The sequence below is a fragment of the Zunongwangia profunda SM-A87 genome (assembly GCF_000023465.1).
GTDB classification, from domain to species: Bacteria; Bacteroidota; Bacteroidia; order Flavobacteriales; family Flavobacteriaceae; genus Zunongwangia; species Zunongwangia profunda.
This window is the reverse complement of sequence record NC_014041.1, coordinates 4552798-4569821: the sequence shown is the minus strand read 5'-3', so window position 1 is coordinate 4569821 and position 17024 is coordinate 4552798. Positions and strand designations below refer to the sequence as shown.

Annotated in this window: 19 protein-coding genes; all 19 read left to right on the top strand. The window is 37.6% G+C overall.

Features of this window, described 5'->3' with window-relative positions; genetic code table 11:
* Nucleotides 1–2: 2 nt before the first annotated feature.
* The 19 genes from ZPR_RS20140 (at nt 3) to ZPR_RS20055 (ending at nt 17024) form a co-directional block, all read left to right on the top strand.
* Nucleotides 3–569 carry a helix-turn-helix domain-containing protein gene (locus ZPR_RS20140; protein ID WP_008610774.1) on the top strand — a complete coding sequence of 189 codons (567 nt, stop codon included), beginning with the start codon at nt 3–5 and terminating at the stop codon, nt 567–569.
* 64 nt (nt 570–633) lie between these two features.
* Nucleotides 634–3021 carry a multicopper oxidase domain-containing protein gene (locus ZPR_RS20135; protein WP_031427478.1) on the top strand — a complete coding sequence of 796 codons (2388 nt, stop codon included), beginning with the start codon at nt 634–636 and terminating at the stop codon, nt 3019–3021.
* 18 nt (nt 3022–3039) lie between these two features.
* The gene (locus tag ZPR_RS20130) at nt 3040–3234 is read left to right on the top strand and encodes an SHOCT domain-containing protein (protein ID WP_013073634.1); all 195 of its coding nucleotides are present in this window, start codon (nt 3040–3042) and stop codon (nt 3232–3234) included.
* Nucleotides 3235–3353: 119 nt separating this feature from the next.
* Nucleotides 3354–3941, top strand: coding sequence for a DUF3347 domain-containing protein (locus ZPR_RS20125; RefSeq protein ID WP_013073633.1), 588 nt, complete (start codon nt 3354–3356; stop codon nt 3939–3941).
* Nucleotides 3942–4394: a heme-binding domain-containing protein gene (locus ZPR_RS20120; protein ID WP_013073632.1), complete on the top strand. Its 453-nt coding sequence runs from the start codon at nt 3942–3944 to the stop codon at nt 4392–4394.
* 23 nt (nt 4395–4417) lie between these two features.
* A complete protein-coding gene (locus ZPR_RS20115) occupies nt 4418–4978 on the top strand; it encodes a DUF3347 domain-containing protein (protein ID WP_008610779.1) in 561 nt (186 codons plus the stop codon).
* A 56-nt stretch (nt 4979–5034) separates the two neighbouring features.
* Nucleotides 5035–5466, top strand: a complete 432-nt coding sequence (locus ZPR_RS20110) for a hypothetical protein (RefSeq protein ID WP_008610780.1) — start codon at nt 5035–5037, stop codon at nt 5464–5466.
* 410 nt (nt 5467–5876) lie between these two features.
* A complete protein-coding gene (locus ZPR_RS23520) occupies nt 5877–6014 on the top strand; it encodes a hypothetical protein (protein ID WP_008610782.1) in 138 nt (45 codons plus the stop codon).
* Nucleotides 6015–6030: 16 nt separating this feature from the next.
* Nucleotides 6031–6705 carry a DUF2231 domain-containing protein gene (locus ZPR_RS20105; protein ID WP_013073630.1) on the top strand — a complete coding sequence of 225 codons (675 nt, stop codon included), beginning with the start codon at nt 6031–6033 and terminating at the stop codon, nt 6703–6705.
* A 9-nt stretch (nt 6706–6714) separates the two neighbouring features.
* Entirely contained in the window at nt 6715–8241 is a 1527-nt protein-coding gene (locus tag ZPR_RS20100; RefSeq protein ID WP_028376592.1) for an FMN-binding glutamate synthase family protein, read from the top strand.
* A complete protein-coding gene (locus ZPR_RS20095; protein ID WP_013073628.1) occupies nt 8234–8782 on the top strand; it encodes a YceI family protein in 549 nt (182 codons plus the stop codon). The genes ZPR_RS20100 and ZPR_RS20095 overlap by 8 nt, the downstream gene beginning before the upstream one ends.
* Before the next feature lie 29 nt (nt 8783–8811).
* Nucleotides 8812–9408: a DUF4136 domain-containing protein gene (locus tag ZPR_RS20090; RefSeq protein WP_013073627.1), complete on the top strand. Its 597-nt coding sequence runs from the start codon at nt 8812–8814 to the stop codon at nt 9406–9408.
* A gap of 257 nt (nt 9409–9665) precedes the next feature.
* Nucleotides 9666–10223, top strand: a complete 558-nt coding sequence (locus ZPR_RS20085; RefSeq protein ID WP_013073626.1) for a potassium channel family protein — start codon at nt 9666–9668, stop codon at nt 10221–10223.
* An 18-nt stretch (nt 10224–10241) separates the two neighbouring features.
* Nucleotides 10242–10724: a YybH family protein gene (locus tag ZPR_RS20080; protein WP_013073625.1), complete on the top strand. Its 483-nt coding sequence runs from the start codon at nt 10242–10244 to the stop codon at nt 10722–10724.
* Nucleotides 10725–10732: 8 nt separating this feature from the next.
* Nucleotides 10733–11977 carry a hypothetical protein gene (locus ZPR_RS20075; protein ID WP_013073624.1) on the top strand — a complete coding sequence of 415 codons (1245 nt, stop codon included), beginning with the start codon at nt 10733–10735 and terminating at the stop codon, nt 11975–11977.
* Between the two features lie 71 nt (nt 11978–12048).
* Entirely contained in the window at nt 12049–12591 is a 543-nt protein-coding gene (locus ZPR_RS20070; protein ID WP_013073623.1) for a hypothetical protein, read from the top strand.
* Between the two features lie 157 nt (nt 12592–12748).
* Entirely contained in the window at nt 12749–13042 is a 294-nt protein-coding gene (locus tag ZPR_RS20065; RefSeq protein WP_013073622.1) for a hypothetical protein, read from the top strand.
* A gap of 74 nt (nt 13043–13116) precedes the next feature.
* Nucleotides 13117–14472: an APC family permease gene (locus ZPR_RS20060; RefSeq protein WP_013073621.1), complete on the top strand. Its 1356-nt coding sequence runs from the start codon at nt 13117–13119 to the stop codon at nt 14470–14472.
* A 14-nt stretch (nt 14473–14486) separates the two neighbouring features.
* Nucleotides 14487–17024, top strand: a complete 2538-nt coding sequence (locus tag ZPR_RS20055) for a heavy metal translocating P-type ATPase (RefSeq protein WP_028376591.1) — start codon at nt 14487–14489, stop codon at nt 17022–17024.

The window sequence follows — 17024 nt, the reverse complement described above, 5'->3', positions numbered from 1 at the left end:
GGATGGAAAAGAAATTATTTATAAAAAATATGGTGTGTAATCGCTGTATTAAAACAATCCAGAGTGATGTTGAAACATTAGGGATTCACTTAAAGCATATTGAATTGGGTTCTATTATTTACGAAGAGAAATCTATAGATGATTTTGAAAATATAAAAAATGTTTTAGAAAACAATGGTTTCGAAATTTTACTGGCGCAAGACCAGCAATTAGTAGAGCAAGTTAAAATTGAACTTATTAAATTATTACAAAAATTACCACTTCAATTAAATAAAACGCTGTCCAAGCATTTGGAAAGTAAATTAAACCTTGAGTACTCAAAAATCAGTAAAATATTTTCTGTTACGGAGCATATTACCATAGAAAAATACTTTATAAAACTCAAGATAGAAAGAGTGAAAGAGCTGATTCAATTACAAGAGGGTAATTTTACGGAGATAAGTCAGCTGCTTGATTACAGTAATGTAAATCATTTAAGTAGGCTGTTTAAAAGTGAAACTGGTATGAGTCTGACTAATTATAAGAATAATCAAAAAAGTATTAGAAACCCTTTAGATCAAATAAGGTAGATAACAACCATAATTATGACACAAACTTCTCATAATCAATATTAATTTTAAAAAAAGTAATCTTATGAAAAAAATAAGCTATGCATTTATTCTTTTGTTACTGTGTACCTATACAGCATCTGCACAGTCCGTGGAAGGTAATGTCGATAATCTACCCGTTCACGAATACACGTTGACCCTAAAGGAAGAAATGGTTAATAAAGCCGGTAAAGAAGTAAAAGGGATGACCGTCAACGGAGGTATTCCAGGGCCAACGCTCGAATTTACCGAAGGGGAGTACGCAGTAATCTATGTAAAAAATGAAATGAGCGTGGAGACATCCATCCATTGGCACGGCTTGTTGTTGCCCAATTTTTATGATGGGGTACCCTACCTTTCTACACCGCCCATAGAACCCGGTAAAACACTAAAATATGAATTCGCAATAAAGCAAAACGGCACCTATTGGTACCATTCCCATACAATGTTGCAGGAACAGAGCGGTGTTTACGGCTCAATTGTAATACAGCCCAAAGAAAAAACCTTGGAGTATGATAAAGAGCAGGTTTTGGTACTATCTGACTGGACCAACGAAAAACCGCGGGATGTACTTCGGTTTTTAAAGCGAGGTACAGAATGGTACAATATAAGAAAAGGAACAGCTACGCCGCTTAACCAAGTAATTGCAAGGGGCGCATTTGGGGCGCAATTAAATTTTTGGAGACAGCGTATGGAAAGTGCAGATGTGGCAGATGTGTATTACCCAGCGTTCTTAATTAATGGAGAAGAAAAAGTGGAGTACCCCGAGTTTAAACCTGGCGAAAAAGTGCGCCTTCGCATTATAGACGGCTCTGCTTCTACTTCGTTCTGGATGGCCTTTGGCGGCCCTGACCCTTTGCTTGTCTCGGCAGACGGTAAAGATGTAGTACCGGTTAAGCATAACAAGACATTTATAGGGGTCGCTGAAACCTATGATTTTATCGTAACCATACCGGAGAACGGCAAACTGGAATATAAAATTATGGCCCAAGACGGCTCTGGTACCGCAACGGCATACCTAGGCCAAGGACCTATTGTTGCTGCACCCGATGTATCCAAACCTGATAAAATAGGGATGATGCAACAAATGGCCAAAATGAAAATGAAAATGGGTGCACCCGCTTTAAAGTTCCGACCAGGCAAAGATGAGCGTTACGAGATGAAAGAAAAATGGGGAATGCAGATGGAAGGAATGAAAGATATGGATATGGGTACAATGAATATGGACAAGTCCAATATGAAGGGTATGGAAATGAAGAAGCATAAAATGGACGAAATGCAAATGGATATGAAAAAGGATTCAATGCAGATGGACCATTCCAAAATGGCAGGGATGGACACAAAAATGGATACCAAAATGAAAAAGGCCTCTCAAATGGATGATATGAAAATGGACGAAGCAGATGGAATGCAGGGAATGAATATGTTTTCAGAGTATAACTATGACTACTTGAAATCGCCGGAGAAGACCAATTATGACCCAGATGTTCCTGTAACGGATATCCTATTAAACCTTACCGGGAATATGCAGCGCTATATCTGGAGTTTGAATGGGGTTCCTCTATCTGAAGCAGATAAAATAAAAATCAAGGGAGACGAAGTAACTAGGATTACCTTCAATAACCTGACTATGATGCACCACCCAATGCACCTACACGGTCATTTTTTTAGGGTCATTAACGAAAATGGGGAATACTCACCCTTAAAACACACAGTCAATGTTCCACCAATGAAACAAGTTACCATTGAATTTTATGGTGATGAATATGGCGATTGGTTTTTCCATTGTCATATTCTATACCATATGATGGGAGGTATGGCGCGTATTGTAAGTTATGATACCCCTAGGGATCCAAGGTTGAAGGAATATCCCGTATCTAAACTTATTGACGAGACCGACCAGTTCTATTCCTACGGAATGATAGATGCCGCATCACATATGACCACTTTGAACCTTATATCTTCAAATATCCGAAACCAATTCAGTTTGAGGGGCGAATATGGTTGGAACAGGAATATGGAGGTTGAAGCTGCCTACGATAGATACCTCTATGATTATCTAACCGTTTTTGGCGGTGTAAATGTCGAGAACGAAATGGAGGATAGCCTTGAAGAAATAACAACAACAGCTATAGCAGGGATACGATACCTTACGCCCTACTTATTTACGTTGGATGTGAGGATGGATAGTAAGCTACGCCCGCAGATTAGCTTAAGCCGTGCTATTACCATTTTCCCTAGAACTATTGTTTTTGGGATGTACGAGTACCAAGCAGATTTTGGGTGGGTAGATGACCTGCCTCAAGGAGATAATTTCAAAAAAGAGATTACTTGGAGTACGGGTGTTGAATATCTTTTATCCAAAAATTTCTCATTGATGGGAAGTTATGATAACCGTTTTGGTGCAGGTGGAGGATTATCACTAAGATTTTAATGACTAAAAAATAAAACGATGGACTACAATTGGGATTTCTTAACCATTTTCGGTGTTATTATTCTAGGTGTTTTCATCTATGCAGGAGGAAAGAAAATAAAGCGGACTAAAAGTTCAAAGGCTATGGATGTCCTTGATGAAAGGTACGCTAAAGGAGAGATAACCAAAGAGGAGTATGAAGAAATTAAGCAGGCTATAGGCTCAAAGAAATAAAAAAAAGAAGCAATCCAAAAATCTGTTAGACATAGCACTATGTAAAAAAAAATTAAGCTGTGTAAACAGGTATAACAATAAATTAAAATCAAATATTAACTATTAAAATCGAAATTAAAATGAAAAAATTAAAAATGACCGTCGGTATTTTAGTAATGACCTTAACCCTTACGGCTATATCCTGTAAGGACGGAAAAAAAGATGAACCAGCTGCACCTATGAGCAATGAGATGTACCAAGAGTCTATGGATGACAAAGATGATATGGCAATGAGTGACAACCAAGACGCAAAAGCAGAAGCAATCCTGAAAGATTATTTCAACTTGAAAGATGCACTTGTAGGCGATGACAATGATAAGGCAAAAGAATTGGGAGCAACGCTTGCAAGTACTTTTGGAAATTTTGATGCATCCAGCTATTCAGATAGTGAGCAACAGGAACTCAAGGATATTATGGAAGATGCCACAGAACACGCAGAACATATTTCAGAAAGTGATATAGCACACCAGCGAGAACATTTTAAAATCATAAGTAAGGATGTAACAGATATGGTTGCTATAACCGGTACAGAAAACACCTTGTATCAACTATTCTGCCCAATGTATGATGGAGGTAGTAATTGGTTAAGTATGAGCAAGGACGTTAAGAATCCTTATTATGGAAGTAAAATGTTGACCTGTGGTGAAATGCAAAAGGAAATCAATTAAATGAAAATTTTAAAAATCATAGCAATAATAGCACTGGTAGGGTTTGTGGGGATTCAATTTATTCCCACGGAACGCAATCAAAGTTATACGGTTCCCGAAACTGATTTTATGTTGGTACATAATGTTCCTGAAACTATTCAGAAAAAATTACAGGTATCCTGCTATGATTGTCACAGTAACAATACGCAATATCCTTGGTATAATAAGATTCAACCCGCTGCTTGGTTTTTGGAAGACCACATTAAAGAAGGCAAGGCCGAACTTAATTTTAACGAATGGGATTCGCTTTCAAGCCGAAGAAAATCAAGTAAACTTCGATCAATTATCAAACAGATAGAAAGCGGAGAAATGCCTTTGGATTCTTACACTTTGATACATAAAGATGCTAAGTTTTCTGAAGCGGAGGCAGAAGAATTAATCAATTTTATCACACAATTAAAAGATAGTTTATAAACAATAATTTAAAAATAATAAAAATGAAAAATTTAAAAATGAGTATAGCAGTAATGCTATTGTTAGCAGTTTCTTTTACCAACGCCCAGGAAAAAGAAAAAATGAACCACAAGCACGGTGAAATGGAAATGGATCATAGTAAAATGAAAATGGACAAAATGAATCCAGCGGCAGAAACGGTTCTTGCCGATTATTTTATGTTGAAAGATGCTTTGGTAGGCGATGACACCAAGAAAGCGGCACAATCAGGTTCTAAATTGGTAGCCTCTCTTAAAAAATTCGATAAGAGTAGTTACTCAAAAGAACAACAAAAAGAGCTGGCCGATATCATAGAAGATGCTACCGAGCACGCAGAACATATTTCTGAAAGTGCGATAGACCACCAACGCGAGCACTTTAAAACGTTAAGTAAGGATATTACTGATATGGTAGCTATTACGGGTACAAAAAGCACGTTATATGAACAATTTTGCCCAATGTACGATAAAGGAAGTGCTTGGTTAAGTACAAGTAATGAAGTAAAAAACCCCTACTATGGCAGCAAAATGCTTAAATGTGGGAAAGTTCAAAAGACAATTCAGTAAAGTTGTAATCCTTTTGACCAAAATCAAGAGAATTAAGCAACCAACAATAATCAAAGATGAGGACTAAAATAATCAAACTCTTTTTGCGACTTGCAATATCAATCGGATTTTTATCGGCAGTAGCTGATAGATTTGGATTGTGGAACAAAGATGTTTCTGTGTGGGGGAATTGGGATAATTTTCTTAACTACACACAACAGATAAATCCTTGGATTCCGGACTCATTAATTTCAACAATCGGAATTATTGCAACCGCAGCTGAAATTATTTTTGCATTCTTCTTGATAATTGGATTTAAAACAGAATTGTTCGCAAAATGGAGTGGATTTTTACTGCTACTATTTGCGCTTTCAATGACATTTTCCACTGGAATAAAAGGAGCATTAGACTTTTCAGTCTTTACAGCTTCTGCTGGAGCTTTTGCGTTAAGCCTAATGAAAGAAAAGTATATGGAATTGGACAGCCTAATTGCAAAAGGAAATAATTGAGTGTAAATAAACAAAGTAAGAAACCGATAATATGGTAGTAGGAAGTTTAAATATGGCAAAATACAAAAGACTATTCAATAGGTAATCCCTTCCCTAAGCATCTTTTGTTGCTCTGGTTTATTAGTTAACAGAAGTAAATAAGATGTCTGGGATATCTTGGGTAGTCATTAAGTCCTGTCGTGGGAAGGAAAACAATGTTGATGGTTAGTGTTAATTCCTTCCCAGGTCAGGCAAAAATTTAAGTCCTAATAAGAGAGAGGGCACATACTTTTGGTTGGTTAGTGAAGCCCTTTCTCTTAATTAGGCACAAATAAAATAGTATGAAATGAGCCATACAAAAAAGTTGATAACAAGCGAAATGTTGATTGGCCAATTACATCTGATAATTAAAAATAAATAAATATCAACAGATGAAAGATTGTTGTAAAACCGGTAGCGAAACCAAACAAAAGAGAAGTGGCTTCAAAAAATGGTTCAATTATACCATTTATGCCATTATAGCCATTATTGTGATAGGTGTATTGATCTTGCAATTAACAGGTGATTAATTTAAAACTATATAAAATGAAATCTAAAAAAATAATTTTCACCGTATTGATGTTAGCCTTGTTTGGAGGTTTTTCGACGGTATTTGCTGATAGTAATTTTATTGTTTCTGAAACTAAAACCGACATCAAGGATGAGAAATCACTTTCTATTTTTGAAACAAGCAGTCCAATTTCTGTCTCACAAGACCATACTGAAGCCGGTTTGGACGATTTCCCTAATCTGCATCCATTAGTTGTACACTTCCCGATTGTACTGCTTTTATTGGCAGTTTTGTTACAGCTCATCCAGCTGTTCGTTTTAAATCGCACACTGGATTGGGTCATTTTACTAACAGTAGGATTCGGATTTATCGGAGCTTACGTAGCAGGTACACTGGTGCACCCACATACCGAAGGACTTACAGAAACCGCAAAAAAGGTCTTGGAACTGCACGACAAATATGCAGATTGGACTTTATGGGCAAGTGCTTTGGCAGCCCTATTAAAAATAGTAAGCCTCTTCTGGTACAAATTAAAGCGAGGTTTTGAAATTGGGGTATTTGTAGTTATGGCTTTTGCAGGATATTCAGTAGCACAGGCAGGACACTATGGTTCACAGCTCGTGCATATTGAAGGAGTTGGCCCACAGGGGAAATATCTTGGTAACGAAAACGAAGAAGGTCACGGAGAAAGTGATGAACATTCACATTAATACTGAAAAATGAGAAAAGGATTTATTATAACCGCTATATTTTTAGTTGCTGCATATATCGTTATGGTATTTTGGCATCCCCATTTGTGGTGGATTGGATTGATTATCCTTCCTTTACTCGTTCTCGGTCTTGTGGACTATTTTCAAGAATCAAATAATATTAGGAGAACCTACCCTTTGCTTGGTAGAATCACAAATCTTCTTGAGGAGCAACGCCACGTTATTCAGGAAACATTATTGCTCAACCGTACCGAAGGGCAACCCTTTACTTTAATTCAAAAGGAAATTGTCTATAAAAGAGCTGCCGATGCGCTTATAAATCAACCTTTTGGAACACAGATTCCGTATGACAAAGTGGGGCGCGAGTGGTTTACCCATTCCACATATCCTGCAAAACAAATCAATGACGACTTTAGAGTTCTTATAGGAAGTTCCCACTGCTTAAAACCTTACTCTGCCAGCATTCTCAACCTTGCGGGAATGAGTTTTGGTTCCATAAGCAAAAATGCTACCCTTGCTTTTAACGGTGGTGCGAAAATAGCAGGTTTTGCTCAAAACACCGGCGAAGGTGGCTTTACACCCTATCATCAAGAATACGGTGCAGATATTATCTTTCAGTTTGGAACAGGCTATTTTGGATGTCGTGATGCAGAAGGAAATTTTGACGCCAAAAAATTCGCCGATATCGCAACCAACGATGTAGTGAAAATGATTGAAATAAAAATATCGCAAGGTGCCAAACCTGGCTTTGGGGCAATTTTGCCGGCAAAGAAGAACACAAAGGAAATTGCCAAATTCAGGGATGTGGAGCAGGGAACGGAAATTCATTCCCCAGCCTTTCATTCGGCATTCGACAATGACGTTGAAATGCTACGCTTCATTAGAAAATTGAGAAAACTCTCTAAAGGAAAACCTGTGGGAATAAAGCTGTGCATTGGTCAACAAGATGAGTTTGAAAGAATGGTTCAAACCTTTGCCGAAAAGCAAAATTGCCCAGACTTTATAGCCATTGACGGTGCCGAAGGTGGCTCTGGTGCTGCCCATATGGAATCCTTACATTGGGCCGGTATGCCAATAATTGAAGCCATCCATTTCGCAAACGGCATTCTTAAAAAGTATGGGTTGCGAGATGAAATTAAAGTAATGGCAGCTGGTAAAATTATATCCGCTTTTGATATCTATAGAATGATGGCGCTCGGCGCAGATGCCTGTTATAGCGCAAGAGGGATGATGTTTGCCTTGGGCTGTGTGCAATCGCTAAAATGCAATTTGGATACCTGCCCTACGGGAATTACCACAATGGTGCCTTCCCGAGTTGCATCCATTGTTGTAAAAGATAAAAAAACCAAAGTTGCCAACTATCATAAAAATACCATCGAAGGTTTTAAGGAACTGCTAAAATCAATGGGTATTGAAAATAGAAAGGGTATCGACAAAAAGTATATTGTCCGCCGAATCAATGAGAATGAGACCAAGACATATCAAGAGTTATACTCAAATGGATTGAATGGTCGAAAAATAAAAAGTAATGGGTAAAAACTTAATTTATTTGTTAATAATACTGTTGTTTTCAAGCAATGTATCTATAAAGGCCCAAAATTATATAGTAAAGGAAGGAACCGCATCCTTTAAGGCAAAAATGCCACTTAATTCCTATATCGGCAAATCTGATGATTTACAGGGCACCATAGGTTTTAAGGACGGCACGTTGACCTTTTCGGTTCCTGTAAAATCCATAAAGACAGATAATGAAAAACGGGATGGACATATGTATGATCTGGTAAAAGCGGAAAAAAAACCCAATGTTGTTTTTGAAGGAAAATTTATGGACGATTTTAATTTTGAAGAAAAAGCGACACAAACGCTCAACGCAAAGGGAGATTTCACCCTTGCCGGAGTTACTCGGGAAATAACCATTCCTATTGAGTTGAAACTTGTTTCAGAAGATACAATTCAATTAACAGCTTCTTGGTCTTTATTGATTACCGATTATAATTTGGAACGCCCAAGTTTGGTATTTATAAAAGTTAATGACAAGCACGACTTGAGTGTGGATGCAATACTTACGAAGAAATAAAATAGATTGTTGAATTAAATAAATGGATTATGAGAACATTAATAAAATTGGCAGTCTGCCTTTTAATAAGCATTACCGCAGTAAGTTGTTCGGTCACTTCTTCGGCCATCGTTACCGATTATGACCAAGAAGCACAGTTTGGAACCTACAAAACCTTTTACTGGTCCGATGATTTTCAAATGGACAGCGACAAGGAAAACGAACCGTTATTTTTCAACACATTGATAAAGAAACGGTTAAAAGGCGCCATTCAGGAACAAATGGAAAATAAAGGCTACGTCTTGAATAAGAGCAATCCTGATTTATTGGTAGATTCCCGTATCGTTGTACAGACAAGAGATATAAACACAGGTGGTGGCTACCCTTATTTTCCTTCTTATGGTCACGGTTATGGTCATTTCGGGTCTTACGGTTATGGATATTATGGCGGTTACCAATCATCTCAAGAACACAAAGAAGGTGGCGTTGTCATAGAACTTATAGATATGAAACGCCGTCAATTAGTCTGGCAAGGATTTGCGCCAGATGTGCTGCACGCAAATACCACCGACAAGCAAAAGGAAATTAAGGAGGCGGTGGCAAAAATATTTGCAAAATATCAATATGGGAATACTGTAAAAAACTGAGCTTAAAATGATATAAAAAGATATCAAGAAAAAAAGCCCTAATTAGGGAAGGGTCAATGTTGATGGTTGGTTTTAGTCCCCCCTTGTTAGGCACTAGAAATTTTGTGAAAGAAAATCTTATTGTAAATACTGGATTTTCAGGATGTATATTTTTATGGAGTGGCCACTAGAGTTTCATCTATCCTTTCAAGGCATCAATACTTATTTATTGGTGTTGCAATGATATAACTAATATTAATGTATTAAAAAAATCAATAGTGAAAGAAACTATAAATGATATATCAAACGGCAATGGGTTTTATGGACAGCTCTTTAAAAAAGTATTGCTTACCGCAACGGCGGTTATCGCTATATCACTGAGTTATATATTTTGGGCACAAGCAGATGATAATGGCCTATGGCGACCTATTTTAATTGTGGCTTTGGCTCTAATCAAGACCATTTTTATCGTTCGGCTTACGTTCATACAATTGGCTAAAATAATAGGCGAAAGCCATCAGCTTGCGCACGTCCTAACTTTATTTGCGGTGTTGATTGTTTTGATTGTTTTTTCATTCACGACTGATTATCACGCGTTATATATTTTGAATTCTGAAAATTTCAAAGAGAGTACTTCGCTCAATGGTTCATTCTTCTTGCAATTTTTTGAATTTATCTATTTCAGCTTGATAACTTTTTCCTCGGTTGGATATGGCGATATTGTACCAATTTCAATTGCGGGAAAAACGCTGGTAATGATGGAAATTTTCTTGAGCTTTTTGGTACTTGTCTTTGGCATTGCAAATATTAATAGAATACACGTTGATAATAAATAACCTTTAAAAACTAAAATTATGAAAACAATTAAAACAATTGCACTCGTAACAATTCTCATTGCTACTTTCAGCTTATCCAACGCACAGGAAACAAAAGCAAAGACGGATACGGAAGCGGTTATTGCTGTGATGAAAACCTACAAGGATGCCATTCAAAATTTGACAACTGAAGGCACGTTCAATTTATTTGCAGAAGATTCTGAAGTATTTGAATCCGGTGGAGTCGAAGGCACGTATGCACATTACATTGAGCATCATCTTGGACCAGAATTAGGCGAATTTAAAAGTTTTACCTTTTCTGATTATGAAATCGATGCCAAAGTAGATGCGCCCTATGCTTTTACTACTGAAACCTACATTTATACCATAGTGCTTAACCCAAATGAAAAAGGTGAAACACGAACGATTCGCAAAAAAGGCGTGGCAACGTCTATCCTAAAAAAGATGGGTGGCGAATGGAAAATCATCAAAACACATACCTCTTCAAGAAACACGAAATAACAGCAACAATGAGCAATTTTCCTCAAATAATCCATCAATATAAAACCGACTCGGAAAGTGTTTACAATACTTGGTTTGTTGACAATGACCAGAGATTGAAGGCGTTTAGAACCATCCGTAGAGGCGTTTTGCAGGTGATTGAGGACATTAAAAACAAAACCTTCCCAAACGATTTTAAGGAAAGCAGTCTGGAATTTGTGTTGGGCAGCATTGCAGAGCAAAAGCAAGTTTTTGCGGGTGTGGCGCATCCTTTTTATTGGAAGCCGAAACTGCGCATTCCTGATATCTATGAAAATCAGGACAATAAAATAGCTTTTGGTCAATTTTTGGAAAACTGTATTAATGCCAAAACGGAAGAACAGGTCGTAAGGGAAATCGTAAAGTTGGATGCACTCAAAGTAAAAGGCCTCGGCCCAGCGGTAGCAAGTATTTTATATTTTTTGCATCCCACTTGGTTTCCACCATTTAATACGGCCATACTAAATGGGTTTAATTTTCTGTTCAAGGATAAAAAGAAATTGGGAAGTTGGACGGAGTATCTGAAAATCAGGGAAATCTTGATAGAAACCAATACTAAAAACAAAACGGAACTGTCAAACGATTTAGGCGCAATTGCAGGATTGTGTTTCGAGATTGGCACCCAAAAAATGCTCATAGGTAACGACGAATATTTAAGTGAGGCCGAACGGGTCAAATTTGAAAAAAACATCGTAAAACGGCAAAGGGAAATTCAGGAAGAAAAGCAGGAAGAGAAACTTCACGACGAAATGCAATACCATTTATTGAAAATCGGCATTTCACTTGGTTTTGACGTTACACCTGCCAGCAACGATAAAAGTAAATCTTTTGGCGGTCAAAGTTTTTCGTTCATTTCAATGAAAACATTTCCAGCGCTTCCTTGCGATAAGGAAACCCAAACCACCATTAAACTCATTGATGTGCTTTGGTTTGAAAAGGGAACCAATAATATAGTAGCCGCTTTTGAGGTTGAAAAAAGCACCAGTATCTATTCAGGAATTTTAAGACTGTCCGATTTATATTTCAGCATTTCCGATGGCGATGAGGTTTTTTATATCATCATTCCAAACCATCGTGAAAAAGACGTCATACATCAATTGAATCGACCTGTAATCAAAAATTCCAAGATGCATATAAAGTATATTTTGTTTTCTGAATTGAGGATGCATTGCGATGCGATTTGCAAATTTGGTACAGACCTTACAATTATGGAAAAAATAGCAAAATCAGTTTGATTTGAAATTGGCAATTGCGGATTATGGTTATACTTACTTTATATAGAAAACAATTAGCAACAATAAACATTATGAAAACTAAACTATTGATGTTCGCAGTTCTTTTAATAACATATTTCGAGGTTTCGGCTCAAAAAATATATAGAACCGATGATGGCCATATTGAGATGATGACTTTGGTGGACGGTAAGACTATCAAGGCAGAAAGCCATAGTCTGGCACTATATCTTGATTACAATTCTAAAGTAGTAAATGGTGTTCTAGACCTTAAAACTTTAGTAACAGACCTTCCTGAATTAAATGCCATTATACAAGAAGGGGAAGCACCTGCAATTCTTCGGTTTACAGGTACTATTCCATCCGTTGATTTTTTATCAAAACGGCACGACCCTATCAATTTTAATTGGCTGGTTGATGTTTTATATCAAGGGGAAACCTATAAATCACAGTTTAAAGCAACCATTACCCATATAGAACAGGGCATAAATATGTCTTGTCTGATAAGTGCAACGGGACAGGTTTTGGTTTCAGATACGGGGTTAGATTCTTTAATGCAAGGTTTGGATAAAACAATAAATGTGCAATTTGCACAATTGGTGCTGAAATTGGAATAACTATGTGTTTTCTATATTCAAAAAGAATGATAAGAGTATTTATGATATTTAAAACAGGCCAAGAGAACATAAAATAAGTCCTGATGTGGGAAGGGAATGGAAAATTTTTCATTGTTGATTAGTTAAAACTCCTTCCCAAGTCGGGCACTATTATAATATGAAAAGCTACGATACACTTTCTGAAACTATGGCTCATTTACAGGCTAAAGGCTACACTGTTGATTTCAATTTGAAAGAGAAACATCTGGAATGTAATGCTCTAAAGTTGAAATTCCATCCAGAAGATTTTGAGGTGGACGAGATGCATCGTTTTGAAGGAATGAGTAGCACAGATGACAATAGTGTACTATATGCCATTTCTTCCAAAAATGGAATAAAAGGCTTATTGGTGGATGCTTATGGGGTTTACTCTGAAAATATTTCTGAGGCAATCCGAAAAAAATTAAGGTAATTTGAAACATATATATAACATATAAAAAGTGACCCGCAACCAATATTGTAATCAGATTAAATAGAAATTTCGAGATGAAACCATTAAAAATAAATACCCAAAAGCTCTCATTATTAGGCTCTGTATCTTTAGGTACAGGCGTAATGATTGGTGCAGGTATTTTTGTTTTAATGGGGCAGATAGCCGAATTAGTCGGCGATTTATTTCCTATTGCTTTTATCGCAGGCGCAGTTGTAGTAGGCTTTAGCTCCTATTCGTATGTTAAATTTTCAAACGCCTATCCTTCTTCTGGAGGTGTTGCTAAATTTTTGACAAAGGCCTATTTACCAGGTACACTTGCTGGTTCATTTTCTTTGCTGATGTATGTATCAATGGTTGTCTCAGAAAGTTTAGTGGCAGGTACTTTTGGGGCGTATGCGTTACGACTGTTTCCGCAAGGATATGAAGGTTATGCATCTGCATTGGGTGTATTGCTTATTGTTGCTGCATATATCATCAATATTTCGGGTAACAAGATTATTGAGACTACCGCTACCATTACTGCAATTATTAAAGTAGTGGGTATTGCAGTTCTTGCTATATCAGGATTGGTTATTTCTGGTTTACCCACAATCACAGGTACTTATAGTGCTGCCAATGGCCAATCCCTGCCTGAAGGTTTTGGATTTATTGCCGCATTGGCCTTGTCTATCCTTGCATACAAAGGATTTACGACCATTACCAATCAAGGTGGCGATATAAAAAATCCTCATAAAAATGTAGGGCGTTCCATAATTATATCAATAATCGTTTGTACGGTTATCTATGTTGTTTTGGCATTATCGGTTGCTGGCGGATTGAGTATTGAAGAAATTATAATAGCAAAAGATTATGCTCTCGCAGCAGCAGCAAAACCTCTATTTGGCGAATGGGGTTCAACGCTAACTATTTTACTAGCCATTGTTGCAACAGTTTCCGGTGTAATTGCCAGCGTATATTCTGCCTCGCGAATGTTGGGTATGTTAAGCAATATGAAACAAGTTCCTGATATGAACAGAATGAAGCAACTTAAAAATCCTTCGCTGATTTTTACTGTTTCTTTAGCGATACTTTTGACTGTTTTGTTCGATTTAACTCGCATAGCTTCCATTGGTGCTATTTTCTATTTGATAATGGACATTGCTATTCATTGGGGACTTTTTAAATATTTGAAAAAGGAAGTAAAATTCAACCCGATTATTCCAATAATTGCCATACTGTTGGATGTTGTTATTTTGGCAGCATTTATCTATTTAAAATATGTAAACGACCCATTTGTACTAATAGTTGCTGCAATTGGTATTGCCCTCATTTTTCTTTCTCAATTTATTTTTATGAAATCGCATACAGATAAAGACGGAAATATGAATATGGGAATGGAAAACAGTGAAAAAGAACAAATGAAAATGTAAAAATAACAGATACTATGAAACACACCTATAAAATACACGGAATGACCTGCAATGGTTGTCGAAATCACGTAGAAGGAACACTTTCCAAAGTGAAAGGTGTCTCAAAGGCTACTGTGAATTTAGCAAAAGCTGAAGCTACCATTGAAATGGAATCACATATTCCTATTGAGAAATTCCAAGATGCCCTTAAAAAAGAAGGTGGTACTTATTCTATCCACAAATCTGGAGAGCGACATCATCAAAACGATACCGCCGGAGTTGATGCTGAGCGTAGTCGAAGTACGAAAGCAAAAAATGAAAAACCTAAAGGTAAAGGAACTGGCACTTTTTACTGTCCGATGCATTGTGAGGGAGACAAAACATATGAAAAAACTGGAGACTGTCCTGTCTGCGGAATGGATTTAGTTGAAGAGCAAAATTTATCTGCAAAAACTTCTGAACAATGGACTTGCCCAATGCACCCGGAAATTGTAAAAGATGAACCTGGAGCCTGCCCAATCTGTGGGATGGACTTAGTCCCAATGGAAGCAGATAGTTCAGCCGAAGAAAAGACCTATAACAAATTACTCAAGAAATTCTGGATTGCAGTCGCCTTTACCTTACCTATTTTCTTAATCGCAATGAGCGATATGATTCCGAATAATCCGTTATATACGGTAATGAAGCAAAAAAACTGGAACTGGATTCAGCTTGCACTTTCAATTCCTGTGGTGTTTTATGCTACGTGGATGTTCTTTGAACGTGCCTATAAAAGCATCAAAACCTGGAACCTCAATATGTTTACCCTAATCGGCATTGGTGCTGGCGCAGCGTGGTTATTCAGCGTATTCGGTATGCTTTTTCCCGATTTTTTCCCGGCACAGTTCAAAACAGAATCTGGTGCCGTTCACGTATATTATGAAGTATCCACTATTATTTTGACCTTGGTGCTCTTGGGTCAGGTTTTGGAAGCACGTGCCCACGGCAAAACCAATTCAGCAATAAAGGAATTGCTAAAGCTCGCGCCAAACAAGGCCATACTAGTCAAAGATGGCAAGGAAGAAGAGGTTACGATTGATAGCATTAAATTGGGCGATATCCTACGGGTGAAACCAGGCGAAAAAATTCCAGTTGATGGCGTGATTTCCGAAGGTAGTACAACGGTCGATGAATCTATGATTACAGGCGAACCTATTCCCGTAAACAAAGCGGCAAATGACAAAGTTACCAGTGGCACCATCAACGGCAACCAATCTTTTTTGATGAAAGCCGAAAAGGTGGGTGCAGATACCCTACTGTCCCAAATTATCCAAATGGTCAATAATGCCAGTCGCAGTCGTGCACCAATCCAAAAATTGGCGGATACCGTCTCGGGATATTTTGTACCCATAGTTGTCCTTATTTCCATTATCACATTTGTGGTTTGGGCTATTTTTGGTCCGGAACCCGTCTATGTTTATGCCTTTGTAAATGCAATTGCAGTATTGATTATCGCCTGTCCCTGTGCCTTGGGCTTGGCAACACCAATGTCCATTATGGTCGGTGTTGGTAAGGGCGCACAAAATGGTGTGCTCATAAAAAATGCCGAAGCTTTGGAAAAAATGGACAAGGTGGATACACTTATTATCGATAAAACAGGAACCATAACAGAAGGCAAACCAACGGTTGAAAAAGTCGGAGCCTTCGGAACTAATTTTTCAGAAAAAGAAGTGCTTCAATACATCGTTTCCCTAAACAGCAAAAGCGAGCATCCGCTTGCCGAAGCAACTGTAAAATATGGTAAAGAAAAGAATGTTGAGTTTTTGAGCGCTGAAAAGTTTAGCGCAGTTACCGGAAAAGGTGTTGAAGGAAACATCAACGGGAAAAAAGTGGATTTAGGGAATTCCAAAATGATGGCATACGCCAAGGCTGAATTAACTTCGGAAATGGAAACCGAAGCACAAAGTTTTCAAAAGCAAGGAAAAACAGTTTCATACCTATCCATCGATTCAAAAGTTGTGGGATATGTTGTCATTGGCGACAAAATAAAGGCGACCAGCGCCAAAGCGATCAAAGCACTTCAAGACAAAGGTATCGCAGTAATAATGCTTACTGGCGACAATCACGATACTGCCCAAGCGGTCGCAAAAGAATTAAATCTTGCTGATTTTAAAGCAGGAATGTTGCCCGAAAACAAACTTCAGGAAGTAGAAAAATTACAGAACAGCGGAAAAGTTGTAGCAATGGCAGGCGACGGCATCAATGATGCGCCAGCCTTGGCAAAAAGTGATGTTGGTATCGCAATGGGAACAGGAACAGATGTTGCCATTGAAAGTGCAATGATAACCTTGGTAAAAGGCGATTTGCACGGTATTGTCAAGGCACGGGAATTGAGCGACGGTGTAATGCGTAACATCAAGCAAAACCTATTTTGGGCTTTAGGATATAACATTTTAGGAATCCCAATCGCAGCAGGTGTTTTGTTCCCTATTTTCGGGTTGTTATTATCACCAATGATAGCGGCTTTGGCAATGAGCTTTAGTTCAGTTTCCGTTATTATGAACGCTTTGCGGTTACGTTCGTTAAAACTTTAA